Source organism: Paenibacillus sp. EB106-06-01-XG199, from assembly GCF_058791575.1.
Genome location: NZ_JBYTDQ010000001.1, coordinates 484,102 through 510,808, shown reverse-complemented (window position 1 = coordinate 510,808; position 26,707 = coordinate 484,102). Strand labels below are relative to the sequence as shown.

Below are 26,707 nucleotides of genomic sequence, written 5' to 3'. Positions count from 1 at the left end.
TCCAGTAGTCTATTATACCATTATGTTTAACGTATTACCTGCTATTAATCAGTATAAATTGAGCACCAAATACATGCGTTCATGGAGAATACCAAGCTTTTTTATCATTAAATACAAAGAGCGGCTCCAGCTTCCTTTGCAACTCCAGTTAACGGTGATGGAACCGGATGTGAATAAAAAATACCCCGCCAGTATAATCACTGACGGGTTGTCGTTTTATTTTTGCAGGTCTCTTAATACTGCCCCAAGGTCAGCGGTATACTTGGTCAACCTTAAGCTTATCTCTGTACGCATAACATCACGAGTTAGTCCAAAGCGTTCCTGGTACCCCCGGCAAAAAATTTTATAATATACCAAAAATTCCTCCTGTTCATCCGCCAGCACCCTGATATTCCGCTGCTTCAGCTCTTTTTGTAACTGATAGGTATCCTCAATAATTCTGCGCTGTATGGCTTGCCCGGCCATTAAAAAGGCGCGTTTAAGGATGTTTCCTGAATGTTCGATCTCCTTCAGGCTCTTGCTAACCATAGTATCTAGGTAAGGGAGCAGTATGAGGTCACGAACCATTGTCCGTTCAGCGACGGTTATCATTTTACTTACCTCATCATCCTGCTTCTGCTCATACTGCTCCACATGTTCGGTCATTAACATTTTGGTTTTCCATCTCTCATTCCCGTTTAATTTACTCATTTATAATGTCCTCCAATCTGTTCGGCCCGTTCCAGGGCAACTCCAGATTCGAGCAACGAAGAAGCACGTATAAGCGCTCGGCTACCGTACCGGGTTTTGATTTGATCAATTGCCCGTTCTCTGTTGTATGTGCGGATACGGTCATCAAATAAGGTAAGCTGCATGACACTGTCATCGCTCAAATGCGATATAGATATAGCTAAACGGCTTATAGGCATACCGGTCCAATTATCACAGAATAAGCGATATGCCGCTGCTGCCACCTCATGAGTTAAAGACGATGGCTCCGGCAGTGTCATTTGTCGGCTGTATGAATTTGATTTATCACCATCGGTTTCTGATACCGCTATAGACACCGTTGCTCCCATATAACGGTATTTCCGCGCTCGTTGGCAAACCTCAATCACCAATTCAAGCAAGACAACCTCAATTTCAGGTAGTCGGGTATACAAATTCCAGCGTAGAGCCTTACCGTGTCCTACTGATTTGATCTGATGGCGTATGCCGGTAACTACCGGGCTGGGATCTATGCCACGGGCAGTCTGCCAGTAATACTCCGCCTGGATATCACTCTGCTTGCCCATGGTCGTGCGCATTCTCCGCTTAAACTCACCCAACTCCATACGGGCGATATCTCCAATTGTGGTAATACCCATGCGGTAAAAATTTTTGCTCATTCGACCAGCCACCATAAACATTTCATGCACTGGCAACGGCCAGAGCTCTTTATCTAAATTGTCGTAATCAAGCCTGAAAATTCCGCCGTCCTTCTTCTTGGCAAAGTTGTTTGCCATCTTAGCAAGTATTTTTGTCGGTCCAATCCCCACTCGGGTCCAAACACCAGTTGATAACATGACATGCTGCTGAATGGAGTGAATTACCTCCTGCAAATCTCCTCCAAAAAAGCTCAATGAGCCTGTCACATCCAAAAATTGCTCGTCGATACTGAAGGCTTCAACAAGGTCGGTATACCCGTGATAGATTTCTGAAATCAGCAGAGAGACCTTTATATACGTACTCATCCGTGGCCGGATGACCACGAGATCCCGGCATTTAGTCATTGCCTCTCCCACTCGTGACGCGGTGGTTACACCATAGGATTTAGCTATGGGGCAGGCCGCTAAGACAATGCCGTTCATCCGCGTTGGATCTCCGACTGCGACAGGCTTATCTTTGTATTCAGGGTGGGCAGCTTTTTCAACGCTTGCGTAAAACGATTGGCAATCTGAAAGTAAAATGATTCGGTCCTTAGGCATATCGCTGCTCCCGTGATGGATGCCACGCGAGGATATTAGAAAGCAGAAAAACTCGTGGACGGCAGACTGTTAAGCAAGTAGCCCGAATGCGCCCATTTCGTATGTCCAATATTTCAATTCGCCTCTGAGTGATCTCTCCCAATTTGTCCAGGTATATAATTTCGATGGTTTGGCCGATGCTCATTTTCATGATTGATCGCCTCCGATAAAATAAGAACATTTGTTTGTATTATAACCAAACATACGTTCCTTATACAATAAGTAAGATATTCTTCGAATGGGATAAAAAAGAAAAAGAATTACTCACTTACCTTATTGCATACAATGAAAAAGATTAAATTACAAAAAAACCCACCGGAGGCAGTGGGCAATATTAAACTATTTTTCTTACTCTATTAAAATACATTGAACCAAATTATCAAATTTATCTTTACTTGTCGAAATTTCTATACACATTCTCTCTAATCTCAGATTCCTTTTCATTCGAGATATTAAAGTTGATTTTAAAATTACTAATAGTACTTACTCATGGTTCGAGGATATTTGAGGGTGAATAGCAATAAAATCTTGAAATCGTGTCAGGAGTTTTTGACTCTCATTTTATTAGGTTAGTAAAATGATCTTGTTCTCCTTAGTAACAAAGTCCGTAAAGATTTTAAGTAAAGAGCACATAGGGGAGTTTCCTTATCACACTCTATGAGGTCGCTCCCAATGTTTTATGTTTTTTATCCATCTATAATAGGCGCAACCTGTATACGTATTACTTTGACAAAGGCCGGACTAACTTCTTTCCTCCTAGGCAATTTCCTTCCGAGTCTTTTTCAGATCCAAACGTTCCTGAAGTAGCTCGGGAAACAGAATCGTTGTGACATCCAATCTCGATGTTGTCATAAACAAGGCAGTTGGTCAGGATAAAGGCTTTCAGCGCTTCCTTACTTACGTCTTCTGAAGTACCATCGCATTCGGTGTCTTGTTCCTCGCCCTGGTTGCCTTCGCTGACATTCCCTCCGGAAACACTTCCACTTTCTTCATCTTTAACTTATTGCCGTCTCCCTCGCCGGTCAGCCATTTCTGCCTCCAGACTCTCTCACTGATCTCTATCCACATGAACGTTGTCAGTCTCAGCCCAATTCTGCTGCCCTTCTTTACCTTGATCGAAATGAACTTGATGAATTTTGAAATGTCTTAGAGGAGTCTGGCATCGACGATGATTTAGAACCCTTTTATTATTTGTTGTTTAGCGGATCTCGTTCAGGAGAATTTTGCGCTTTGGAGTGGCCTGACAAATCCCTTGTTCAATACGAATACCCTTAGAGTTCGCAGAAATGGAACCATTATTATTTTTACCACAACATTCGGGGTGGCGATCAGCAGGGAAAATGAAGCTTTTGGTTTCTCTGCTGCAGATGTCCCCCCTGCTGCCATTGTGGCAACCGGGCAAATTCAGTATACGGTTGAAATCTTCACCAATGCAGCTGCCACAGATACATTAATAACGTTCAGGCGAGAAACTTCAGCGGAATTGCCGCATCAAAACCGCCGCAAGCTGCTATCAAACTTTCAATTCAATTCAAAGTCCCGGCAATCCGCATAACCGCTTCTGTAATATCCAGTACTTCCTTAGTACTGGCTTTGCGGTCCATATATTCAACCTTCTGCGCTGTAGCATCCTTGCCTACAACAATCGCAACCGGAATACCGATCAGGCCGAAATCCTTAAATTTCACCCCGGCACGCTCATCCCTGTCATCATAAAGCGTGTCAATCCCTAGAGAGGTAAGCTGCGCATACAGTTGTTCAGCCACCGCAATCTGCTCTTTGTCCTTTGTTGACATCAGTAGAATATGAACATTGTAAGGCGCGAGCGCTTGGGGCCAGATAAGACCCTGTTCATCATGATTTTGCTCGGCTACGGCAGCCAGCAGCCGCGAGATGCCGATCCCGTAGCAGCCCATAATCATCGGAGCGCTTTTGCCTGAATCGTTCAAATACGTGGCTCCCAGCTTCTCACTATACTTGGTTCCCAGCTTGAAAACATGGCCGATTTCAATTCCCTGATGAAAGTGCAGTACCCCTTTGCCGCAATTCGGACAAGCCTCACCCTCCACGGCATTTCGGAGATCACCCGCATGCTTGAGGCTGAAATCCCGTCCGGGTACGACACCGCGCAGATGGTAGTCTTTCTCTCCGGCACCCGTTATGCCTGACTCCATGGCCGCAACTGCCGAATCAACCAGCACGGTCAGCGAAAGACCGACTGGACCAATATAACCGCTCTCTACTCCCGCGGCATGCTGCACAGCATGATAATCTGCCAGGGAGATGTTGCTAACCCCGATCATTTTGGCCACCTTATGTTCGTTGACCTCATGATCACCGCGAACCAGTACGGCATAAAATTGACCGCCAGCTTCATAAATCAGCGTCTTGATGATTTCCTCAGGCTGGATATGCAATTCGAGCTCGAGTTGTTCAATCGTCCGGATGTCCGGCGTATGGAACTTCTCCACCGCAGGTTGGTCCCCTCTTATCGTGCGTACTTCTTGCACTCCCTCAGGAGACCGAACTTCAGCCAGTTCCAGATTTGCAGCATAGTCGCAGACGGAGCAGACGCCAATGGTGTCCTCTCCGATTTCGGAAAGCGCCATAAACTCGTGGCTCCCGCCTTCACCGCCTATGGCCCCGGAATCGGCATGTACTGCCCGGTACAGCAAACCGCAGCGTTCAAAAATCCTTTGATAGGCGTTATACATTCGCACATAAGATTCGTCCAGCCCATCCCAGCTGGTATCGAACGAATAGGCATCCTTCATCAGGAACTCCCTGCCCCGCAGCAGCCCGGAACGCGGCCGGCGTTCATCACGAAACTTGGTCTGAATCTGGAACACAGTCAGTGGCAGCCTTCGGTAGGAATTGATCTCCCCCCGCACCAATGAAGTTATTACTTCCTCATGGGTTGGCCCCAGTACAAACTCCCGGTCATGACGGTCTTGAAGCTTGATCAGCTCCTTGCCGTAGACCTCATATCGCTCCGACTCTTTCCACAGCTCAGCAGGCTGCATCGCGGGCATCAGGATCTCCTGTGCACCCGCGGCATCCATTTCCTCGTGGACAATTTGTTCAATCTTGCGGAGCACGCGGCGGCCAAGAGGCAAGTAGGTATAGATTCCGGCCGCCAGCTGGCGGATGTATCCTGCACGCAGCAGCAGCTGGTGGTTTGCGGTCTCGGCTTCAGCCGGAGCTTCGCGAAGGGTTGTGGCAAGTAGTTGACTTTGACGCATAAGGTTCAGCCCTCTCTGGTTTGGTTAACGCAATTTCTCAAATCTTCTTAAGAAAACGCAAAAAGACACATTCGTCAGGGACGAATGCGTCGTGATACCACCCTATTTCAACCGCCAATCTGTGCCTGGCAGTCCTCAAATCCGGATAACGGCCGGGGCCGGCAGCACCTTAATGTCTTCCAAAGTGCAGCAGCTTTCAAGGCAGGGTACACTTCTCTCGCTTCATGAAGGACCTTTCAGCCGGTGAGTCCCCTCTCTGATCCAAGCGATTCCAGAAACGTAGATCCTTGATCAACGCTATTACGCTATTAGTATGGTATTCAATTTAAAGGATAATGAAAAATTCGTCAAGCCTGCTGAGAGGTCCATCAGTTTCCAATCTCTCCAATTTCAGTGCAATTAATCCTTTACAATGTAAAATTATATCAGAATGTATGTTAATTCTTTCATATTCAAATATAGACATATGAAATTATTGTGTCAATAAACCGAATATATCATTATAACATTCAAGGAGCAGCTGCTTACGACCTAATCTGCTTCTATGCAATCAAGGGGGAGTCATAACAATGTACACAAATATTAGAAAAATCATCCGCAAACTCACATCCCGTTCACTTCAGAGGAGGATGATGTTAATCTTCACGATTATGCTGGTTATCCCAGTCCTTCTCGTGAGTTACTTCTCCTACTCCAGTGCAAGCAAACAATTGGAGCTGAAGATGCAGGAATCTACACAGGCCAGTGTGAATTTGCTAAAAACTACAATCAATGAAACGGTAAATGCAGCTATGAAAAATGTTCAGCAGCTCAGCCAGCAGCTCACTTCCGCGGACATTGATGCTCAAACACCGGAAGCCCGTGAACTCATTGAATTGTTCATGAAAGAACATCCAGAGCTGGAGATCCTTACGGTGGGTAATGAAAAAGGCTCCTGGATGAAGGCTCCGGATCCCGGCAAGCAGCAGGATTACGATCCACGAACCAGAGAATGGTACAAAGCGGCCATGCAAAATGCCGGCAAAGTTACCATCGTGGATCCATTCGTTTCCGTCACTACAGGCAACTATAACCTGTTCATCTCTGAAACACTAAAAGACGGCAAAGGAGCAGTCACCACCAGCCTTAGCCTTAAGGCGATGAGCGAACGAATCAACCAGGTGAAGCTGGGAGATCACGGCTACTACTATGTCGTTGACCGCAATCATAAATTTGTGTCCCATCCCGTCAAAAAAGCAGGAGAAGATATCGACGACTATGTGGTGAAGCTGCTTACAAATGAGGGTGGAACGCTATCCTATACTAATCCGGATTCGGGTCTTGAAATGCGGGGATATTACACCACTGATCCAATTACCGGCTTCACGATTGTCGGTGTCTTAACCACACAAGAATTCTCGGATGCCTCCCTGCCTATACTCTATACCGGCTTAATGGTTCTTGGAGCAGCCCTGATTGTTGCATTGGTATTGATGTACTTTATTGTCCGGGCAATCTCCCGTCCTATCGCCAACCTCAACAACTCGGCACGCCGTGTAAGCGAGGGTTATCTGAATGAACGAATTGTGATTGACCGTACAGATGAGATCGGTCAATTAGCTGAGAACTACAATCTCATGGTCGACTCCTTACGGAATATCGTGATTGATATCTCGGATACGTCCGGACTCTTGGCTGCTTCGAGCCAGCAGCTGACAGCAACTACCGAGGAGAACTCCAAAGCAACAGCCTATGTAGCCGGGCTGGCAGAGGAGTCTTCGAATGGTGCCGAAACTCAAACCGCTGCGATGATTGAAACGTCGCGGGCGATGGAAGAAATGTCCTCCGGCATTCAAAAAATAGCCGAAGCCGCCTCATCCATCGTTGATTCCTCGACCGATACAGGAGCAGATGTGCTCGTCGGGAGCCGCAAGATCGAGCAGGTCAGCAAGCAGATGAACGCCATCCGGGAATCCACACAACTGTCAGCTGAGTTGATTGGACAATTAAATGGCCTAAACAGCGAGGTCTCGGAAATGAGCAGCGCCATTTCCACTATCGCTGTACAGACTAATCTGCTCTCATTGAATGCAGGAATCGAAGCCGCACGCGCCGGGGAACATGGCAAAGGATTTGCAGTAGTTGCCGCCGAGGTACGCAAGCTGGCTGATCAGTCTAAAATGACTGCTGGCAATATCCAAGACACTATTGTTCAGATGACTGAACTAATCGATCAGACCTATGAAACTATCCAGAATAGAGTGTCGGCAGATGTCGAGCTTGGGATGCAAGTAACCGAAGAAGCCAAAGAAGCCTTCGCGAGCATTGAACATTCCACAGCCAAGATCAACGGACAGATCCATGACATCTCTGCGATCACTGAACAAATGTCAGCAGGTGCAGAAGAAGTCGCAGCATCTGTCCAGGAGATCTCGAACATCTCGCGTTCCGCTTCCGATGCCTTCCAGAATGTAACAGCTGCTACCCAGCAGCAGCTTGCCTCGATGGAAGAGATCACCTCTTCATCGGGTGAGCTGTCCAAAATGGCCGGAGATTTGCAGCAAAAAGTCGAACACTTCAAGCTTGAAGATTAGGCAGCCGCCTAATCTTCACCTGTCAGCTAAATCAGCTCTAATTTAAAGAAGCCGTCTTCCACAGCTTATACTGTGAAAGACGGCTTTTAAGGTTTCATGTTCAGATATTCATTATAGATTAGACGAGAACTGTCGATCCCATCAGATATTTATCGACTTCACGTGCAGCTTCGCGTCCTTCATTGATCGCCCAGACCACAAGACTTTGCCCACGGCGCATATCACCGGCGGCAAATACTTTATCCACGTTCGTGTTGAACTTGCCGTAACGGGCCTTCACATTGCTGCGGCGGTCTGTCTCAAGGTTCAACTCCTCGATCATCTCTTGCTCCGGTCCGTCGAACCCAATCGCAATCAGCGCAAGCTGAGCCGGATATACAGCCTCAGTACCTGGAACCGGCTGATAAATCTTACGTCCGGTCTCATCCACCATCCGGCGGATTTGCACGGTATGAAGTTCCTTAAGGTTGCCTTCTTCATCACCTACGAATTTCGTAGTCATGATGGAGAATTCACGCGGATCATCACCGAAGATTGCCTTGGCTTCCTGCTGTGCATAGTCAAGCGTATACACATTCGGAAACTGCGGCCAAGGATTGGCAATCGGATCTCGCTCAAGCGGGGCTTTGTCATGCGTACCAAACTGGGTAATGCTGTTGCAGCCATGACGGAGCGAAGTTGCCACACAGTCAGAACCGGTGTCACCGCCGCCAAGCACAATAACATCCTTACCTGCAGCAGAGACAAAGTTGCCATCCTGCAGATTGGAGTTCAAGTAGCTCTTAATCGTGCCGTTCAAATAATCCATCGCATACATGACGCCCTTAAGCTCAGCTCCCGGGACGTTGAAACGGCGTGCCTTAGTCGCTCCGCCGCAGAGGACAACCGCATCAAATTCATCGACCAGCTGCTGTGTCGGAATGTCTTTGCCGATCTCTGTATTCACTACGAAGTTCACGCCTTCGGCAGCCAGCAAGTCAACACGGCGCTGCACGACACGTTTGTCCAGCTTCATGGTCGGAATTCCATATGTCAACAGGCCGCCTACACGGTCACTGCGTTCAAATACAGTTACAGTATGTCCTGCCTTGTTAAGCTGGGCCGCTGCAGCCAGACCAGCGGGTCCGGAGCCGACGATGGCTACTGACTTGCCGGTACGCTTCTCCGGCGGACAAGGCACAACCCAGCCTTCCTCAAAGCCCTTATCAATGATGGCAAGCTCTATCGTCTTGATCGTAACCGGCTGGCCGATCAGACCGACGGTACAGGAGCCTTCGCAAGGTGCCGGACAGATGCTGCCCGTAAATTCAGGGAAATTGTTCGTCTTATGCAAGCGTTCGAGTGCTTCCTTCCACAGTCCCCGGTACACCAGATTATTCCATTCGGGAATGAGATTGTGGACAGGGCATCCTGAAGTTCCGCCAGCCATATCAATACCTGTATGACAATAAGGGGTTCCGCAATCCATACAACGGGCGCCTTGTGTCCGAAGCTCGTCCTCGGTTAAATGATGGTGGAATTCTTCCCAGTCTTTCACGCGCTGTTCAGGATCCCGGTCTCCTGGGAGCTGGCGCTTATACTCCATAAATCCAGTAGGTGTAGACATATTTACGTTTCCCCCATCCGTTCTCTTCGTGTTGATGTATAGTACATTGTAACATATTGCGGCAGACTCATGTCGTTTCAGCGCAATGAAGTACCTGCACATTCTATACTACTTTTAAGTTTAGCATTTCTAATTTTAATTATAGTAGCATTCTATACTTTCGCACTGTAATGGATTAATCTGCTGATTATTTGTACTATTTCACATGTTGTGTCAGAGAAAACGCTTTTTCTTCAAACCGTACGTTCATAAACATAGAATCGGTAATCATACGGATTTTTCTCATCGCGAATTCCTGGGGTGTTGGAAATCTCTGTCCACTCACTCCACTCTACCTCAGGAAATTTCGTATCGCCTTCAAACTCATGTTCAATCCGGGTCACAATCAGCTTATCGGCATACGGCAGGAACATCCGGTAGATCTCCGCACCGCCAATAATCATCAGTTCATCACCCTTGCCGCCTTCAGCCAGCGCTTCCTCCACGGTATGCACGACCTTTGCTCCCTCCGGAGCATAGCTGCGGTCCCGGGTAATAATAATACTCGTTCTGTCCTTAAGCGGCTTGCCCCCGAGCGACTCCCATGTCTTACGGCCCATTAGCATTCTTTTGCCAAAAGTTTCGGATTTAAAAAAGGCAAAATCACGCGGCAAATGCCAGGGCATATCATTGTCCTTGCCGATTACACCGTTAGCACCCATTGCCCATATCATGCTGATGCTCATATTTTAGCCCCCTTTTCAAGGAATCATCAGAAATGTATCCAACAAAGACTATATGGCCACTGGTGCTTTAATTCCCGGATGATGAACATAATCTGTAAATTCAAAATCTTCAAAGGTATAATCAAAAATACTGTCCGGCTTTGTGAGAATCTTCAGTGTAGGCAGCGCATAAGGCTCTCTGGACAACTGCTTAGCGACCTGCTCCAGATGATTTGTATAAATGTGCACATCGCCTCCGGACCAGATGAAATCACCAACCTCAAGGCCGGTCTGCTGGGCGACCATATGTGTGAGCAGGGCGTAGCTGGCAATGTTAAAAGGCAATCCCAGGAAAGTGTCCACTGAACGCATCGTCAGCATGCAGGACAACTTGCCGTCCGCAACATAGAATTGGAACACAAAATGGCAAGGCGGCAGCTTCATCTGCTCAATCTCTCCCACATTCCAGGCACTGACGATATGACGGCGGGAATCGGGATTATGTTTGATCGACTCGATCACATTCGAAATCTGATCAATAATCCGGCCGTCGGCGCTCTCCCAGGACCGCCATTGGGACCCGTATACGGGTCCCAGCTCCCCGTTCTCATCTGCCCATTCGTCCCAGATCGAAACACCGTGCTCCTTCAGATAGGAAGTGTTCGTCTCTCCTCTAAGAAACCACAGCAGTTCATAAACTACCGATTTCAAGTGAATGCGCTTGGTTGTCACCAGCGGAAAACCCTCTTGCAGATCAAAGCGGAGCTGGCGCCCAAATACGGATATCGTACCGGTACCTGTCCGGTCGCTTTTTTCCGTGCCATGATCCAATATATCCTGAAGTAAATCCAAATATTTACGCAACAGTCAGCGCTCCTCTCCTCTTTTTCTTTAATCATTTTACCATGAGCTGGCCGCCTTGCAACATGCCAAAAAAAAGGCATTATCATACTCGCCATCTTTGCTGATACATTGGGAATGGACAACATTATTTCCATGAATGAAGAGATCGGATCATCCGCAAAATAAAGACCGACATATATGAAGAACAAATTCTCAACAAGAGGCGGTGAACTGGTATGCAATGGATGCGTTCCTTTCTAGGAATGGTAAATAATCGAAGAACTATTATGTCTTCTTTATTGGCATTAGGTGTTGGAGTTACTGTTTTTGGGATTAGACAGCGGCGCAGATTAAACGGGAATGCCTGGAATCAGATGATTCAGCCTGTGCGAAGAATATTCTAAGTACAAAATTAATAACATCAAAAATAATCAGCCGGGTATCTAATAAACCGGCTGATGATAATATGAAGAAGGTGATATTCAATGCCCCGAAACTATATAAATGGATACAACATGTATTATGGAGATTGCGGAAAAGGAACAGCGATTGTATTCATTCATCCTCCGGTATTGACAAGCTTGAATTTTCAATATCAGGTGAGAAAATTGTCGGCAAATTTTCGAACGGTCGCTTTTGATATTCGGGGCCATGGTCGAAGCGAGGCTTCCAAGAAGGAAATTACCTATCCGTTAATCGTTGAGGATATCAGGCAGTTGATGGATCATTTGAAGATCGAAAAGGCATTTTTGTGCGGATACTCAACCGGCGGCTCGGTTGTACTCGATTTTATGTTAACCTGTCCCGATCGGACATTGGGAGGCATTGTGATTGGCGGAATGTCGGAAGTAAGCGACAATAGGTTAAGAAACAAAATAGCGCGCGGACGCTTCCTCTCTCAAATCGGCGCTGTCATTGCAATTGCCCTCTCCACTGCTTGGACTCAAGCGAAACCCAAGCTGTCTTTGATGCGATCAATATTTAACGATGCTAAAAAAACAAACGCCAGAAACGCTGAACAGTATTATCAATACAGTTTGAATTATAACTGTACGGCACATTTGGGAAAGATACATCAACCCGTATTGTTGATTTATGGAGAAAAGGACACACCCTTCCACCCTTACGCCATGCTGCTGCAAGAACGACTGCCTGTAAGTGAGCTTGTTTTTATCAAAAACACCAAACACCAAATTCCTACAAAAGCAGCGGGTAAATTGAACGTGCTAATCGAGCAGTTTATTCATCGCTGCGGGCAATGATATAGGAAAGCATTTGAAATAACCTGCAGTACATCTACTCCGTTCTCTTTGTCAAAAGGTTAAGCAAATAAGCTTTTAAATCGATAATTCGTAAATAGTCAGGTTTTTGATCCGTTCCGGCGATGATCAAGGGAACAAGCGATTCCATTTTACGAATGGAACCGTGCCCGCCGCCACCCTTATGCGTTGGAGAACTTCTGTCCGCCAATTCATATCCCGGTTTTGCTGTGACCACCAAAAATTCCCCTTGATGTGAATGGAGCGCACCTGACAACCGCTTCAGCACATCGGGATACTCATCATAATTCAGTGAATGAGCAGCAGCGTTTACCTTGATATCCAGTACCTCACTGTTCTGTTCGACCGTCCATGATTGTCCATAAGCATCAGTCAGATTGCCTTTGGCTTTGAACTTGAGCTGTTTGACTGTTGATCCCTGAATTACGTAAATCCAATCCTTTTCTTTCCAAGCAATAAAATCGATACGCGGGTCATTCTTCAGTACATTTGCCACATCTCTAAGGGAACGATCCGCTTTTAATGAATACACATAGGCCATGGTTTCATTGACTGCGAGAATGATTTCGGTCTCCTTTGTTACGGGTTCACCCGGACGTAAAACTTGGGCATCTCCAAACAAAGAAGGCAGATCGATTACCGGATTTTGTTCAGCAGGCAGAATTTGAGTCATTCCACTGTCCCCTACAATGATGATAATCGCATCCTGCAAAGCTTTTTCCGGCGAACCGAATGTTTCCATCAGAGACTGAAGCTGTTGATCCAACTTTCTAACCCCATTTAACTCCGTAGGGCCTTGCTTGTGCAGCTTACGGTCCATATCGGGCAAATATACAAATAAAAAATCCGGCAATGTCTTGTTTTTAATCAAATATTTCACGGCTTCTATAGCGAAATTATTATTAATCCCCATCCGGTTTATCACACTATCGGGCAAATTTTTTATACCTTCAAACGGATTAGACAACGAACCCAAGGAGAAAAAATCCGGACCTTTCACCTGAATTTCTTTCGGCAAAGAGGCAGCGCCTTGAATCCAGCCAGGAATCGACAACTTATGATCGGAAGCCCCCCGGTAAATCAAGCCATTTATCGATCCGGACTTTAAGTCCAGCCGGGCTAAATCTTCATAGATCGTGGGTAAATTCCGGTTTAAGTGACTCCCGTTTAAATGGATTAGCGCATCGGTTAAAACCGGGTGAATTCCGTGTCCGAGCACTTCCAGCGGCCCGGTCCCGTAATTGATTATTTTCTTGTTGTCCGCAGAATACCAGGTCAGACCCGGTACACGGTGAACATCCGGATACTTTCCGGTGAGCAACGAACTGTCGATCGTGACGGACATCGTGGGAAAAGAACTGACGAGGTCTTTATAATATTGCCCGTGATCGATCAGGAATTTAAAGGCGGGAAGCTCTTGCTTTCTGATTCCTTGGTCGATTGCCTGAGCCATTAAAGAGTCCGCAACAAATAAAATGACTTTCTTCGTATTTTCTTCATTTGCTGATTTTATCCTCATTAAATCCGTTTCTTTAGGTTTCGGATTTTGGCATCCAAAAACCAGGATAAAGATAAGCATCGCCGGCAAAATTCGATTCCACTTTTTTCGCATAACAGATCACCTACTTAATATACATTTTGTCGCGGAGATCTAAATGTTATTCAAGGGATATATTGGATTTCAGCTCGCAACCGGAGCAAACTGTTCCATAAAGCTGATCAGATACCGGATCAAACCGTAGATCTCATTTTCATCATTGCGGTACTGCACCATATTCCCGGACGAACTAATTATCGGCTGATCCAGCCAAACTCTATGCTGTACGCCAAGCCTCTATCACGAATCTGACGGCCTCAGAAGAATAGGGCAAGCTATACTTGGGATATCGCAAGGCATTGGAATATACGATATAGTCATGGTTTTGGCCTTTTTTATTCACTAATCCTCAGTTCTACTTTTTGTGACGTTGCCTTTAACACAGCCCTTCCTCCTACTGGAAAAGTAATTATTGGCGAGGTATGCCCAAAGTTCACATCGGCGATGACAGGGAGTTGTGCCAGCTCCTTTTTGGTGTTGATAATTGTACGCAGTGACTCCTGTGTCACTCGTGATGCTCTTTGAAATCTGCCTATCACAATCCCTTTGGCCAGTGCGAAGCCGGGCTGAAGAAGCAGCGACTGCAGATCGCGGTCAAAGTTCCCCGGGCGGGATTCATAGTCATCTTCCACAAAAAGAATCGCGTCCTTCAGGCTGGGCATATACTCTGTCCCCTGCAGCAGATTCAGTGTGCATAGATTACCACCAATTATAATGCCTTCCGCATAACCTTCGTGAATGGCATAAGGCCCGGCGTTTGCTTCGAATACACGATTTTCCTGATCTAAGAACCAGGCATCATCGCTCCACTGCACCGAAGGCAGCACATCCACTTCTTCATCTTCCATCATCATTTTGACAAAATAATCTACAGTGTATTCAATCCCGTGACGCATGGACAGTGTAGAGAAATGAGGACCGGAGTAGGTGATCAGTCCTGTTTTGGCATAAATGGCATTCTGCAGCACCGTAATGTCGGAATAGCCGCATAACCGTTTGGGATTTGCTGCAATCAAGCCGAAATCCAGCCCCCGCAGCAGCTGGTTGCAATTGAAGCCACCAAGCGTCGTCAATATCCCTTTTACCGCAGGGTCGCTGAACGCGCTGTGGAGATCCTCAAGTCTGGAGTCCACCGAAGACGAATCGGAGTCATCTCTTTCATAAGCATGCTTGGAAAAAGAAACGGTAAACCCAAAAGCCTCCAATTTCTTTGTTGCTGCCACGATTTGCTCTTCTGCTATAACCCCTAAGCTCATGGAAGGTGAAATAATCCGGATTTCATCACCGGCTTGCAGTTTTGCTGGCTTCATAGTCTTCACTCCCCTTGTACTTGATTTGCTCCAGCAGCAGATCTGTAAGGTCATTTACAGGCAGCGTACCGTCTGCCACATAGTCGGATGAGGGGAGAACGGTATGAAGCATTGCCAAGTATGCCTCCCGGCCTCCACGCAGGTATCCTTCCATCTCCCGGGTCACATCGCTGCTTGCGGAATCTTTATAATCTCGGATGAATCTTCTGGCCATAGCCACATCAAGCGGAGTGTCGATAAATATAGCAAAATCAATAAGCCGGCTTAGTTCATTATGTACATAGGCGAAAGGATAATCGAGTAAAATATACTCCGGCCGGTCCGCTCGGGCAAGCAGCCCTTTCAGGTCAGCCACCAGGGGCTCAAGCTTCCACTCGTTATAGTCTGCCCCACGTTCCATCCACCGGTCAAACTCATCAGGCCAAGGGAAATCATAGTCATCAAAAAACAAAGCAGCCGAGTTCACCAGCCGCTCCTGCAAGATTCTGACGGCAGTCGTTTTGCCGCCCCCTGAGACGGCTGCTATGGCGATAACACAAGTTCTGTGTGTAATGTTCCTCTCCTCCTTATTTACCCGCTTACGATGAAAGGACAGCTGTATAGGCCCGTTTCTTTCTTGATCTTACCACAAGTAGTTTCGGCTGCCATCTGAATAACTATATGTAATGCGTTAAAAAAAGAGGATGTCTACCAAGCCATTTGCATGGCTCGGCGGACATCCTCTTATTGTTGTCTGCCGAAGCAGTCTATAATTTATAATTTATTATTTAATTACGTGAATTGGGTGGCCTTCCACAAGCTCAGCCGCTTCCATGACGATTTCGCCAAGGGTTGGATGCGCGTGGATTGTCAATGCGATGTCTTCGAGCGTAGCGCCCATTTCAATCGCCAGACCCAGTTCAGCAATCAGGTTGGAAGCTTCGATACCCACAATTTGTGCGCCCAATACGAGGTTGTTCTCGCTGTTTGCCACAATCTTGATAAAGCCATCCGGAGCGTTCAAGGAAACTGCACGGCCATTACCTGCGAACGGGAATTTGCCGGCTTTTACTTTGTAGCCCTTATCCTTCGCTTCTTTCTCGGTCAGACCCACACTGGAGCATTCTGGATCGGTGAACACAACAGCCGGGATGACTTTGTAGTCAACAACGGATTTGTGTCCTGAGATCGCTTCAGCAGCAATTTTGCCTTCGTAAGAAGCTTTGTGTGCCAGAGCAAGGCCTGGAACAATATCGCCGATTGCATAGATGTTAGGAATGTTGGTACGGCCCTGATGGTCAACTTTGATCAAGCCGCGCTCGTCAAGTTCCATACCGATCAGATCCAATCCCAGCTCGCCATCCGTATTTGGACGACGTCCTACAGTTACAAGCAGGTAATCCGCAGTAATTTCCTTGGACTCGCCGCCCACGGAGTATTTCACGGTTACTTCCTTGTCGTTCTGTACAGCACTTTCCGCTTTGGCATTAGTAACAATCTCAATCCCAGTCTTCGCCATGTTCTTGGCAACCAGACGGGTCATATCCTTGTCAAAGCCAGGCAGAACTGTATCCAGACCTTCAATGATGGTTACTTTAGTGCCAAATTTGGAGTACATTTGGCCAAGCTCGGCTCCGATGTAGCCGCCGCCGATAACGATCATGCTCTTCGGAATTTCCGGAAGATCAAGCGCTTCGGTCGAAGACAGAATACGTCCGCCAAATGGGAAAGGCTTCAGTTCGATCGGACGGGAACCTGTAGCAATGATACAGTTGTTGAATTTGTAGCGGGGAGATTCATGTTCATTGAACAAACGGGCTTCGTTTGTATTGATGAACATAGCTTCACCGCTGAATACTTCAATTTTGTTGCCCTTCATCAAACCGGTTACGCCGGTTGTCATTCTTTTGACAACGCCGTTTTTGAATTCCTGTGTTTTTGCCCAGTCCACTTTGACGTTCTCGGCAGTGACACCGAAAACTTCACCGTGCTGTGCAGCTTCGAATTGATGGGCTGCAGAGATCAGAGCCTTGGAAGGAATACATCCGCGGTTCAGACATACACCGCCGAGTTCCGATTTATCCACAATCAGAACCTTCTGGCCGAGCTGGGCGGCACGAATTGCCGCCACATACCCGCCGGGACCTGCACCAATTACCAATGTGTCGATTTCGATTGAAGCGTCTCCGACTACCATTAATTACACCTCCATAACTAACATATCAGGATTTGCGAGCAGGGTCTTAATATAATTCATGAAGTTCTGTGCTGTTGCACCGTCGATGATGCGGTGGTCAAAGCTCAGGGACAGCGCCATAACAGGAGCGGCTACGATTTCGCCGTTCTTCACAACTGGTTTCTCAGTGATACGTCCAGTACCGAGGATCGCCACTTCAGGGAAGTTGATGATCGGTGTAAAGAACATACCGCCAGCGGAACCGATGTTGCTGATGGAGATTGTGCTGCCTCTCATTTCGTTAGCTGCCAACTTACCGTCACGTCCACGCACAGCCAGATCGGTAATGCTGCTGGCAATCATCCAGATGCTCTTACGGTCAGCATCCTTGATAACCGGAACGATCAAACCGTTGTCTGTATCTGTAGCGATACCGATATTGTAGTATTTCTTGTAGACAATTTCATTGGACTCTTCATCAATCATGGCGTTAAGCGCCGGGAATTGACGGGAAGCGGCCACGAGTGCTTTGACGATAAACGGAAGATAGGTCACCTTCACGCCTTTCTTCTCAGCAACTGGTTTCATACGGGCACGGAAAGCTACCAGCTCGGTAACATCCACTTCGTCCATGATGGTAACGTGAGGCGCAGTGTATGCGGATTTAACCATCGCATTGGAGATCGCTTTACGGATACCCTTGAATGGAACGCGTTCTTCTTCAAGGCTTACATTGCCGGATGCTGCTGGTGCAGCTTCTTTGGCCTTGGCTTTTGGTGCTTCCGATGCTGCTGGTGCAGCAGCAGGTGCAACTGCTGCCGGTGCAGCGGAGCCGCCTTTCAGGAAGGCTTCAACATCTTCATGAGTGATCTTGCCGTTCTTGCCGGAGCCGTTCACCTTGGAGATGTCAACACTCTGCTCACGGGCAAACTTGCGCACACTTGGCGTAGCAAGTACATCGCGGTTTGGAGCAGGAACCGCTGCTGGTGCAGCTGCTGCCGGTGCGGATTCTTGAGCAGCCGGAGCTTCAGCGTGGCCGCCTTCCTGCTGTGGAACTTCGCCTTCTGCAGCAATGATCGCTACAACTTCGCCCACACGGCATACCTGTCCGTCCTTCACACGTACTTCAAGCACTGTGCCGTTAACAGGGCAGGGCACTTCTACTACAGCTTTGTCATTCTGTACTTCCATTACGATATCGTCATCGGTTACTTTGTCGCCGACTTTGATATGCATCTTTATAATTTCGCCTTCATGCAGACCTTCGCCCAGTTCAGGGAACCGGTATTCAAAGTTTACAGCGCCGCCAGTTGCAGGGCTGCTGGTTGCCGGAGAAGACTTAGTGTCAGCTCCGCCTTTGGCTGCATCTGCTTCTTGAGTAGCCTGTGCTTCCGTATGGCCGCCCTCCTGCTCAGGAACATCGCCTTCTGCATCAATAATTGCCACTACTTCGCCTACGCGGCAGACTTGACCGTCTTTGGTGAAGACTTCAAGCACTGTACCGTTGACCGGACAAGGAACTTCTACAACTGCCTTGTCATTCTGTACTTCCATTACGATATCGTCATCGGTTACTTTATCGCCGGCTTTGATATGCATTTTGATAATTTCGCCTTCATGCAGACCTTCGCCCAGCTCAGGGAACCGGTACTCAAATTTTGCCACCTTGATAACCTCCTAATAGTTATATAGCCGATGCTTCTTCAACTAACTTCTCAGAAACTCGCTTCAAAAACATCCGCTTAGTTTGTGAATACCTCAAAAGCAAATCAGAAACGGGTGCCGCCCTTTTACAAGGACGGCAAGGACGTTTCTTCTTAGAATTCCATAACTTTCTTAACAGCTGCAACTACGCGTGCTGGTGTAGGAATCCAACTATCCTCGATTTGCGCGAACGGATAAATGGTGTCCGGACCGGCAACACGAAGCACTGGCGCTTCCAGATGAAGAATAGCTTTTTCATTGATTTGTGCGATTACCTCTGCAGCCACACCGGAGCTCTTTTGCGCTTCTTGCACAACGATCGCACGGTTTGTCTTCTTCACAGAAGCAACGATGGTATCAATATCAATCGGGCTAACCGTACGCAGATCGATAATTTCAGCCTTGATGCCTTCCTTTTCCAGCTGATCGGCCGCTTTGGTAGCAGTATGTACCATTAGACCGTAAGAGATAATTGTAACATCCGAACCTTCGCGGACAACATTTGCTTTGCCCAGCTCGACGGTATATTCACCTTCAGGCACTTCTGCACGGAATGCATGGTACAGGTTCAAGTGCTCCATGAAAAATACCGGGTCATTATCACGGATCGAGGCAATCAGAAGTCCCTTTGCATCGTATGGATTGGAAGGAATAACCACTTTGATCCCCGGGCTTTGAGCGATCAGGCCTTCGAGGGAATCGGTATGCAGTTCAGCCGCTTTTACGCCGCCGCCAAATGGAGTACGGAATACTACAGGAGCATTGAATCTGCCCCCCGAACGCCAGCGCAGGCGTGCAGCCTGAACGACGATTTGATCGAGTGCTTCAAAGATGAAACCAACAAACTGGATTTCAGCAATCGGACGGAATCCTTGCACGCCCAGACCAAAAGCCAGACCGCCGATGGCGGATTCAGCAAGCGGAGTATCAAAAACACGATCTTCGCCAAATTCTTTTTGCAGCCCTTCCGTTACACGGAAGACGCCCCCTACATTCCCTACATCCTCACCGAAGATAAGAACGTTAGGGTCACGGTTCAGTTCAACGCGCATTGCGTCACGAATTGCTTCTTTCATATTCATTTGTGCCATTGCCTGATATCCCCCTTATTCAAAATCGGCTTTTTGTTCTTCCAGATGTTTCGGAGTTACCTCGAACATGCTGTCGATCAAGCCAGGAACGGTCATTTTTTCGGTTTGCTCTGCTTTTTTAATCTGCTCGTTAACAGTCGCTTTCGCTTCTTCTCTTACGCGCAGCGTATCTTCTTCGGTCCAGAGGCCTTTCTTCTCCAAATACTTGGCAAGACGGGCAATCGGGTCCTTCTCGTTCCATTGTCCTTCTTCTTCTTTGGAACGGTATTTGCTGGCGTCGTCGGAAAGGGAATGCGGACGGAAACGGTAAGTCACAGCTTCAATCAGCGTAGCTCCTTCGCCTTTGCGTGCGCGTTCTGCAGCTTCCTGCACCGCGGAGATTACTGCAAAGACGTCCATGCCGTCGATCTTAATACCGGGAATACCAGCTGCTACTGCTTTATGTGCGATGGATTTGGCAGCCGTTTGCTTCGCGAACGGAGTCGTAATCGCATAGCCGTTATTTTGAACAAAGAAGATTACCGGCAATTTGAAGCGTCCGGCAAAGTTAAGACCTTCATAGAAGTCGCCTTCAGAAGAACCGCCGTCACCAGTGTAAGTAATAGCAACGTTTTGTTGTTTCTTCAATTTGAAGCCCATTGCAATTCCGGTAGCGTGCAGAATTTGTGCACCGATGATAATCTGAGGCATAAGAACATTTACACCTTCAGGAATCTCACCGCCATGTTGATGGCCGCGGGAATATAGGAAAGCCTGGTATAATGGAAGTCCATGCCATACCAGCTGCGGAATGTCACGGTAGCCAGGGCATACGAAATCTTCTTTCTGCAGGGCGTATTCACTGCCCACCATGGTTGCTTCTTGTCCGGATACCGGCGCGTAGAATCCCAGGCGGCCTTGACGGCCCAAGTTGACCGCACGGTCATCCCAAGTACGGGTAAATACCATACGATACATGATTTCTTTCAATTGATCATCGGTAAGTGTAGGCATCTTATCCTTGTTGATAACTTCTCCATCCGGGGAAAGTACCGAAAGGGCCTCTACGTCCTCTGTATACACTTCATAAGGAACTCTAGTCATCATTTTCACCTCAATAAAAAAATTTGAATACCATTTGAATATCAGCGGCCTCTGTTATAGAATTATTATACACCTGTTTTATCTGTTTCGTCAAAGAAATACGCATAAAATTTATGTTTTCATAAATTTTGTATGTATAACAGGTTGATAAATATCCTATAACAGATTAGGGTTTTTTAAGCAAGTAAATGATTAATGCCACATTTACCGCTTGGGTAATTTTAACGCACCGCTACGTTTAATGCAAAATCCGACAAGAAAGGTGACGATTCAGCTATGAGCGAACCTGTTTTTCTGAAACGTACAATTATTAAGCAAACATTATGGAGCGAATTTCTCCAGGAAGAACGCAGGCTGCGCATTTATCTCCCCCCCGGTTATAACGAAGTCCTCAGTTATCCGGTAGTGTACTGCCAGGATGGGGAGGAGTTCTTCAACTTCGGCCGCATCGCTACTCTTGCCGGGCAGCTGATTGTGGAAGAAGATGTGGAACCTTTCATTATTGTTGGAGTGGAAGTAAATGTCCCCGTGCGAACACAGGAGTACGCCCCCTTTGGCAGCAGGTTTAAGCATTACCTGTCTTGCTTTGCCGAAGAGATTATTCCCTTCATTGAACATAATTATCCGGTTCGCCGCACCCCTGATGAGCGGATCATCGCCGGAGACTCCTTGGGCGGCAGTGTTTCTCTGCATTTGGCACTGGCATATCCCGGGCTTTTCACCCGTGTCCTTAGTCTTTCCGGTGCATATTATCCGGAGTCACGCGAAATCATTGAGCAGGAAGAGGACCTCTCCTGGCTTACTATTAATATGGTAGTAGGACTGCAAGAAACTGAATACCAGACGGATACCGGAGTTTACGATTTCGTGCAGATGAACAGGGATACCAAGGCTTTGCTGGAATCGCGGGGCGCTACAGTATCCTACCGCGAAAAAGACGGGCGTCATCTCTGGGGATTTTGGCAAAAAGAGCTCCCAGAATCATTACTCTATTTCTTTAACTCATGAAACAGGTAAAATGGGCAAAATAGTGAACATACTGCGAACATATGTATGTTTGCCAACTGATTACGCTTTCAAATCATGACGGGCATTACGGTGCCCGTCCTTTTTTTGCAAGGGCGCCAACCGATATTCTGGAATGTGGCGCCCTGTCTAGAGCTTCTCTGCAATAATCCGCTCCAGCAGTACATCACAGCCGGCACTGATCAGATCATAGACCTGCTCGAAGTTACCGGTGAAATAAGGGTCTGGAACCTCGCGAAGCTCTTCATCCGGCAGCAAATCCATGAAGAACAGCAGCTCAGCGTCCTTCCCCCCGGGAAGCTTGCGGACATTCTCCGCATTCGACTTGTCCATGCACACTATATATTGAAACTTTTCAAAATCACCGCTGCTAACCAGGCGAGCTGTCATATTCTCATAGCTGATTCCCCACTGATCGAGAATACGGCGGGTTCCTTCATGCGGTGCTTTGCCAATATGCCAGTCACCAGTACCGGCAGAATCCACCGAGATTCTATCGGATAGCTTGCGTTCACCAATTTTATGGCGGAGCACCGCTTCTGCCATAGGCGAGCGGCAAATATTGCCCAGACAAACGAATAATACACTTACGATTTCTCTCACCTCCTGCAATTGTTTCCTCAGTTATTTAATCTGCACATTTCATAAACGAAACGTACTCTATTCATTTTAGCGTTGTCCGCATCAATTGTACAACTTTTCAATCTGCATTATACTTGGTCAGGATGACAAACTATATAGCAGATTTAAAGGAGGGGATTGTATTGCCATCCAAACGTGTTGTTATCTTTGCCGGCGGCGAGCTGTCAGAGGAGTTTTTACTTCTATTAGATGAAGAAGATTTTATTATCGGCGCTGACCGTGGTGCCTTGTTTCTAATATCCCATGGGTATACACCCGACATTGCCGTTGGCGATTTCGACTCTGTCTCCCCGGAAGCCCTGCAGCAGATTGAGGCAGGAAGCAAAAAAACTATCACTTGTGACCCTGTGGACAAGGATTTGACCGACAGCGAGATGGCACTTGAACTTGCACTCAACACCCAGCCCGAGTCGATTCTGCTGATCGGTGTGACCGGCACACGGATGGACCATACACTGGCCGGGATCCAGATGATGACAAGAGCACTACAGCGCCAGGTAAGCTGCTCTGTGATGGATACTCATAATTATATCACCCTGACCGGTTCACAGGCGCTGGTGCATGAGCGGGGGTATACTTATGTCTCTTTACTTCCTCTGACTCCTGAAGTTACAGGGATTACACTTCAAGGTTTCCAATACCCGCTTACCGATGCCACGCTTAAGCTTGGCCAGTCTCTTGCTGTAAGCAACCGTCTGTTAGAGGGGTGCGGAACAGTTACTATTGAGAGCGGTCTGCTGCTGATTATTCAGAGTAAAGATTGATTTACATATGAATTCGGAGACATCGTTGTAACCTTTGTTTCAAAACGAAAAAGCCGGGATAACCCTTGTCACAACAGGGTTTTCCGGCTTTTTTATATCGAGATAACCGTCAAATATTAATATTTTGTAACTTTTAATGCGATTTTAATAAAACGCTTACAACCCATACCCAGCTTGGTTTTGAACCCTCTGTTCCATATTTTAGGGCATGTATAACCTGCTATACTACGAAACAGAGAAAGACGAATGAAAGATAGATACAAACCTGGGAGGTATTACAACATGAAAAAGCAACAATGGTTTAAGCAAGCAATCGTCGTAGGAATGTGCACCACAATTGGCCTGAGTACACTGATGGTGACAGGAGCCGGTACAGCACCCGTTGCTGCTGCATCCGTGACGTCGTCCTCTACTGGACAAAAGGTTGTTAATTTCGGTAAAAACTATCTGGGTACCCGTTATCAGTTCGGCGCATCCACTTCTACTACCAGATATTTTGACTGCTCTTCCTTTACCAAATACATTTTCGCCAAATATGGCGTCAATCTGCCGCGCACATCTGCAGCGCAATCGAAAGTCGGAACTTATGTTTCCAAAGCTAACCTTCGTCCAGGCGATCTGGTATTTTTCTCCAGCGGCAGCAGAGCTAACGGCAGAAACGTAACTCACGTAGCTGTATATGCAGGAAATGGCAAGATTCTTCACACTTATGGCTCTCCGGGTGTAACGATTTCGGATTTGAACTCCGGAAACTGGAAAAGAACCTACCTCAAAGCCCGTCGCGTACTGTAGTTTTCTATTAAATATTTTTTAGCGCTTACTCTGCACCGGAAGTCACTCCGTCTCTCCCCCTTCCGGTGCGCGCATTACATATCCGGTTCCACGTACGGTATGAATCAGCTTATTCCGATGGCCCTTGTCCACTTTCAACCGGATATGCCGGATGTAGACATCTACTACATTCGTATCCGCTTGAAAATGGTATCCCCAGACATGCTTTAGAATCTCGCCGCGGGGACAGATTTCCCCCAAATGCACGGCGAGGTAATACAGCAGATCAAATTCTTTGGGGGTCAGTGTAAGGGAATTTCCGTCCCGGCTAACCAGCCTGCGGCTGGGGTCCAGCACCAGTCCATCGACCTTAAGCCTTGTCTCATGGCCCCTCCGGTGTCCGGTGAGCCATAACAGATTCATTACCCTGCATTTGAACTCGCCTGCATGAAGCGGCTTCTTCAAGTATTCATTGCCGCCCGCCTCAAAAGCCGCAACTACCTCTCCTTCCGAATTGCCGCTGGATATGACTACTACTGGCAGAAACACGCCGCGTTCTCTAAGATCCGCTATAATTTCCCATCCCTCCCATCCTCGGGCGTCGTACAGCTCCGTTAAGAGCAGTACGGGCTCCACTCTGGACAGCATTAAGCGAAGATCCTCAAGATCTTCGCTTAATGCTGTTTGCAGTCCAAGCTCATGCAGAGTGAGCTCAATGAATTGATGCTCCTCTTCCCTCCTGGTTCTGTCTTCCGCAGATTCTTTACTGCCAAGGATTGCCCCGGGCGCAAACCATACGACTACCTCATTCATGGACATCCCCGCCTCACTCATCGTTCGATAGCGGCCGTGCAGCCGCAGATATTCATTAGAGTTCCCGCAAAGCAAAGAGACCATTCCTAAGAAATGGTCTCTTTGCTGACTTCTATTAACAATTATTTCACAAAATCAATCTCCTGAAAGCCAGCCACCTCAGTGTCCCAGCGTTCACGCACAAAAGCCTGATGACTGGGGTGATTATTATAGGCCTCGTAAGCCTCCTGATTATCAAACTCCATCGAGAAGCCAAAGTCATATTCACATTTGGCACTCACCTGGCGCAGCATCTCAAAATTGCGCACCACCGGAATAGCGCTGAGAATATCCTCTCCGGCTTTCAGAAATGCCGCCGTTTCCTCAGAATTCACCGGATGTTTTAACGTAAAGATTGCCATGTGACGGATCGTTCCATTGTTCATTCTATTCTCTCCCCTTCATTATCCGAAATACCGGTGATAAAAGCTGCGGGCTGCTGCAATATCACTGGTTCCATGAATCAAAGCCCGTCCATCAGTGAAAATGACCATGCGGTAAGGCCCGTCTGTATAGGAAACAAGATAAGGATTGCTCTCTACCTTGCCGGCCCCCAGTCTGGACAGCCGGTCTGCCGTTTCCTGCAGATTAAGCTTCTGCCGCCGTGCCGGACGGATCTGCACGGTGTCCCGGCCACAGAGCACATCGCTCCGTTCCGTATTCGCCGCGGTCAGATAAGGATAAACCGGCTGGCTGCCGCAGGACGGACAATCACTCTTCTTGGCAGCTTTGACACCGATCTCCTGATGTTCATTGCGCCACACATCAAAGGTCAAGAGCTTGTTTCGAAGCTGTTCCTTCCGTCCTCCGAGCAGCTTCAGCGCCTCTGCTGTAGCGTTAGCAGTAACGAGCTGCACTGCCTGCGGCAGAATCCCCGCCGTATCACAGGTATCCCCACCCAGAGGTATAGTCCCCAGCAGGCAGTTCAGACATGGTGTTTCTCCAGGCAAAATCGTATAGGTAATACCATAGCTGCCTACGCAGCCCCCATAGATCCAGGGAATACCGTACTTCATCGCCATATCATTTATAATAAGCCGGGTATCAAAGTTATCAGTGCCATCCATGATGAGGTCCACGCCGTGAAGCAGGCTTTCCAGTTCTTCAGCACGTACATCCAGCACATGCGCTTCAACCTTTATTTCGGAATTGATGTTCTCCAGCCTGGCTTTGGCCGCTTCCGCTTTGGGCATACGCCCGATAGCGTCCTCCTCGGTGTACAGCTGCTGGCGCTGCAGATTGCTCCACTCCACATAATCACGGTCGGCAAGAATCAGGCGTCCCACTCCGCAACGCGCCAGTGTCTCGGCAATCCCCGTGCCAAGTGCGCCAGCTCCAACAATAAGTACACTGGAACGTGCTAGCCCCTGCTGCCCCTCAATCCCGAAAGGTGTAAAGCGTACCTGGCGTGAATATCGTCCATCCCGGCCTGAAGAATGGACAGCAGACTCTTTTTCATGTTCATTATGGCTCATCCCG

At 47.6% G+C, this 26,707-nt stretch carries 23 protein-coding genes; 5 read left to right on the top strand and 18 right to left on the bottom strand.

Translation table 11 applies throughout. From position 1 onward, the window contains the following. Positions 1-216: 216 nt before the first annotated feature. The 4 genes from AC3WT9_RS02605 to AC3WT9_RS02590 all read right to left on the bottom strand — a co-directional run bounded on the left by AC3WT9_RS02605 (position 217) and on the right by AC3WT9_RS02590 (position 5,227). Positions 217-690 carry a YhjD family protein gene (locus AC3WT9_RS02605; protein ID WP_341093735.1) on the bottom strand — a complete coding sequence of 158 codons (474 nt, stop codon included), beginning with the start codon at positions 688-690 and terminating at the stop codon, positions 217-219. Further along, positions 687-1,946: a DNA polymerase IV gene (locus AC3WT9_RS02600; RefSeq protein WP_341093736.1), complete on the bottom strand. Its 1,260-nt coding sequence runs from the start codon at positions 1,944-1,946 to the stop codon at positions 687-689. Before AC3WT9_RS02600 ends, AC3WT9_RS02605 begins: the two co-directional genes overlap by 4 nt. Positions 1,947-2,882: 936 nt before the next feature. After that, positions 2,883-3,053 carry a hypothetical protein gene (locus tag AC3WT9_RS02595; protein WP_341378833.1) on the bottom strand — a complete coding sequence of 57 codons (171 nt, stop codon included), beginning with the start codon at positions 3,051-3,053 and terminating at the stop codon, positions 2,883-2,885. 458 nt (positions 3,054-3,511) lie between these two features. Next, positions 3,512-5,227 carry a proline--tRNA ligase gene (locus AC3WT9_RS02590; RefSeq protein ID WP_341093738.1) on the bottom strand — a complete coding sequence of 572 codons (1,716 nt, stop codon included), beginning with the start codon at positions 5,225-5,227 and terminating at the stop codon, positions 3,512-3,514. 629 nt (positions 5,228-5,856) lie between these two features. Here AC3WT9_RS02590 and AC3WT9_RS02585 point away from each other — a divergent pair. Next, positions 5,857-7,800: a methyl-accepting chemotaxis protein gene (locus AC3WT9_RS02585; RefSeq protein ID WP_492407255.1), complete on the top strand. Its 1,944-nt coding sequence runs from the start codon at positions 5,857-5,859 to the stop codon at positions 7,798-7,800. A gap of 118 nt (positions 7,801-7,918) precedes the next feature. Here the strand turns inward: AC3WT9_RS02585 and AC3WT9_RS02580 are convergent, their stop codons facing one another. From AC3WT9_RS02580 to AC3WT9_RS02570, 3 genes are all read right to left on the bottom strand, one after another. Next, positions 7,919-9,406: a glutamate synthase subunit beta gene (locus AC3WT9_RS02580; RefSeq protein ID WP_341093740.1), complete on the bottom strand. Its 1,488-nt coding sequence runs from the start codon at positions 9,404-9,406 to the stop codon at positions 7,919-7,921. A gap of 233 nt (positions 9,407-9,639) precedes the next feature. Continuing rightward, a complete protein-coding gene (locus AC3WT9_RS02575) occupies positions 9,640-10,131 on the bottom strand; it encodes a dihydrofolate reductase (RefSeq protein WP_038592908.1) in 492 nt (163 codons plus the stop codon). A gap of 48 nt (positions 10,132-10,179) precedes the next feature. Beyond that, complete coding sequence (locus AC3WT9_RS02570) at positions 10,180-10,974, bottom strand: thymidylate synthase (RefSeq protein ID WP_341093741.1); 795 nt, start codon at positions 10,972-10,974, stop codon at positions 10,180-10,182. A gap of 464 nt (positions 10,975-11,438) precedes the next feature. Between AC3WT9_RS02570 and AC3WT9_RS02565 the strand changes: the two genes are divergently transcribed. Next, positions 11,439-12,215, top strand: coding sequence for an alpha/beta fold hydrolase (locus AC3WT9_RS02565; RefSeq protein ID WP_341378835.1), 777 nt, complete (start codon positions 11,439-11,441; stop codon positions 12,213-12,215). 34 nt (positions 12,216-12,249) lie between these two features. Here AC3WT9_RS02565 and AC3WT9_RS02560 read toward each other — a convergent pair whose 3' ends face one another. The 7 genes from AC3WT9_RS02560 to pdhA form a co-directional block, all read right to left on the bottom strand. Next, positions 12,250-13,752, bottom strand: coding sequence for an alkaline phosphatase family protein (locus AC3WT9_RS02560; RefSeq protein ID WP_341093743.1), 1,503 nt, complete (start codon positions 13,750-13,752; stop codon positions 12,250-12,252). 413 nt (positions 13,753-14,165) lie between these two features. Then, the gene (locus AC3WT9_RS02555) at positions 14,166-15,140 is read right to left on the bottom strand and encodes a S66 peptidase family protein (protein ID WP_341093744.1); all 975 of its coding nucleotides are present in this window, start codon (positions 15,138-15,140) and stop codon (positions 14,166-14,168) included. Next, a complete protein-coding gene (locus AC3WT9_RS02550; RefSeq protein ID WP_341378837.1) occupies positions 15,112-15,606 on the bottom strand; it encodes a nucleoside/nucleotide kinase family protein in 495 nt (164 codons plus the stop codon). The genes AC3WT9_RS02555 and AC3WT9_RS02550 overlap by 29 nt, the downstream gene beginning before the upstream one ends. 297 nt (positions 15,607-15,903) lie before the next feature. Further along, entirely contained in the window at positions 15,904-17,316 is a 1,413-nt protein-coding gene (gene lpdA / locus AC3WT9_RS02545) for a dihydrolipoyl dehydrogenase (RefSeq protein ID WP_038592917.1), read from the bottom strand. Positions 17,317-17,319: 3 nt separating this feature from the next. Beyond that, entirely contained in the window at positions 17,320-18,960 is a 1,641-nt protein-coding gene (locus tag AC3WT9_RS02540) for a 2-oxo acid dehydrogenase subunit E2 (protein ID WP_341093747.1), read from the bottom strand. 152 nt (positions 18,961-19,112) lie between these two features. Beyond that, a complete protein-coding gene (locus AC3WT9_RS02535; RefSeq protein ID WP_038592923.1) occupies positions 19,113-20,090 on the bottom strand; it encodes an alpha-ketoacid dehydrogenase subunit beta in 978 nt (325 codons plus the stop codon). 15 nt (positions 20,091-20,105) lie between these two features. Continuing rightward, positions 20,106-21,173, bottom strand: coding sequence for a pyruvate dehydrogenase (acetyl-transferring) E1 component subunit alpha (gene pdhA, locus AC3WT9_RS02530; protein WP_038592926.1), 1,068 nt, complete (start codon positions 21,171-21,173; stop codon positions 20,106-20,108). Positions 21,174-21,449: 276 nt separating this feature from the next. Between pdhA and AC3WT9_RS02525 the strand changes: the two genes are divergently transcribed. After that, positions 21,450-22,181: an alpha/beta hydrolase gene (locus tag AC3WT9_RS02525; protein ID WP_341378838.1), complete on the top strand. Its 732-nt coding sequence runs from the start codon at positions 21,450-21,452 to the stop codon at positions 22,179-22,181. Between the two features lie 147 nt (positions 22,182-22,328). Here AC3WT9_RS02525 and AC3WT9_RS02520 read toward each other — a convergent pair whose 3' ends face one another. Beyond that, a complete protein-coding gene (locus AC3WT9_RS02520; protein ID WP_341097696.1) occupies positions 22,329-22,793 on the bottom strand; it encodes a low molecular weight protein-tyrosine-phosphatase in 465 nt (154 codons plus the stop codon). A gap of 170 nt (positions 22,794-22,963) precedes the next feature. Here AC3WT9_RS02520 and AC3WT9_RS02515 point away from each other — a divergent pair, with 170 nt between their 5' ends. Together AC3WT9_RS02515 and AC3WT9_RS02510 are read left to right on the top strand one after the other, a co-directional pair. After that, positions 22,964-23,605, top strand: a complete 642-nt coding sequence (locus tag AC3WT9_RS02515) for a thiamine diphosphokinase (protein ID WP_341093750.1) — start codon at positions 22,964-22,966, stop codon at positions 23,603-23,605. A gap of 282 nt (positions 23,606-23,887) precedes the next feature. Then, positions 23,888-24,397 carry a C40 family peptidase gene (locus AC3WT9_RS02510; RefSeq protein ID WP_341093751.1) on the top strand — a complete coding sequence of 170 codons (510 nt, stop codon included), beginning with the start codon at positions 23,888-23,890 and terminating at the stop codon, positions 24,395-24,397. A gap of 42 nt (positions 24,398-24,439) precedes the next feature. Here the strand turns inward: AC3WT9_RS02510 and AC3WT9_RS02505 are convergent, their stop codons facing one another. From AC3WT9_RS02505 to AC3WT9_RS02495, 3 genes are all read right to left on the bottom strand, one after another. After that, on the bottom strand, positions 24,440-25,189 hold the full coding sequence (locus AC3WT9_RS02505; protein ID WP_341093752.1) for a winged helix-turn-helix domain-containing protein: 750 nt from the start codon (positions 25,187-25,189) through the stop codon (positions 24,440-24,442). A gap of 122 nt (positions 25,190-25,311) precedes the next feature. Beyond that, positions 25,312-25,614, bottom strand: a complete 303-nt coding sequence (locus AC3WT9_RS02500) for a Dabb family protein (RefSeq protein WP_341093753.1) — start codon at positions 25,612-25,614, stop codon at positions 25,312-25,314. 18 nt (positions 25,615-25,632) lie between these two features. Continuing rightward, on the bottom strand, positions 25,633-26,703 hold the full coding sequence (locus AC3WT9_RS02495) for a ThiF family adenylyltransferase (RefSeq protein WP_038592940.1): 1,071 nt from the start codon (positions 26,701-26,703) through the stop codon (positions 25,633-25,635). Between the last annotated feature and the right edge of the window lie 4 nt (positions 26,704-26,707).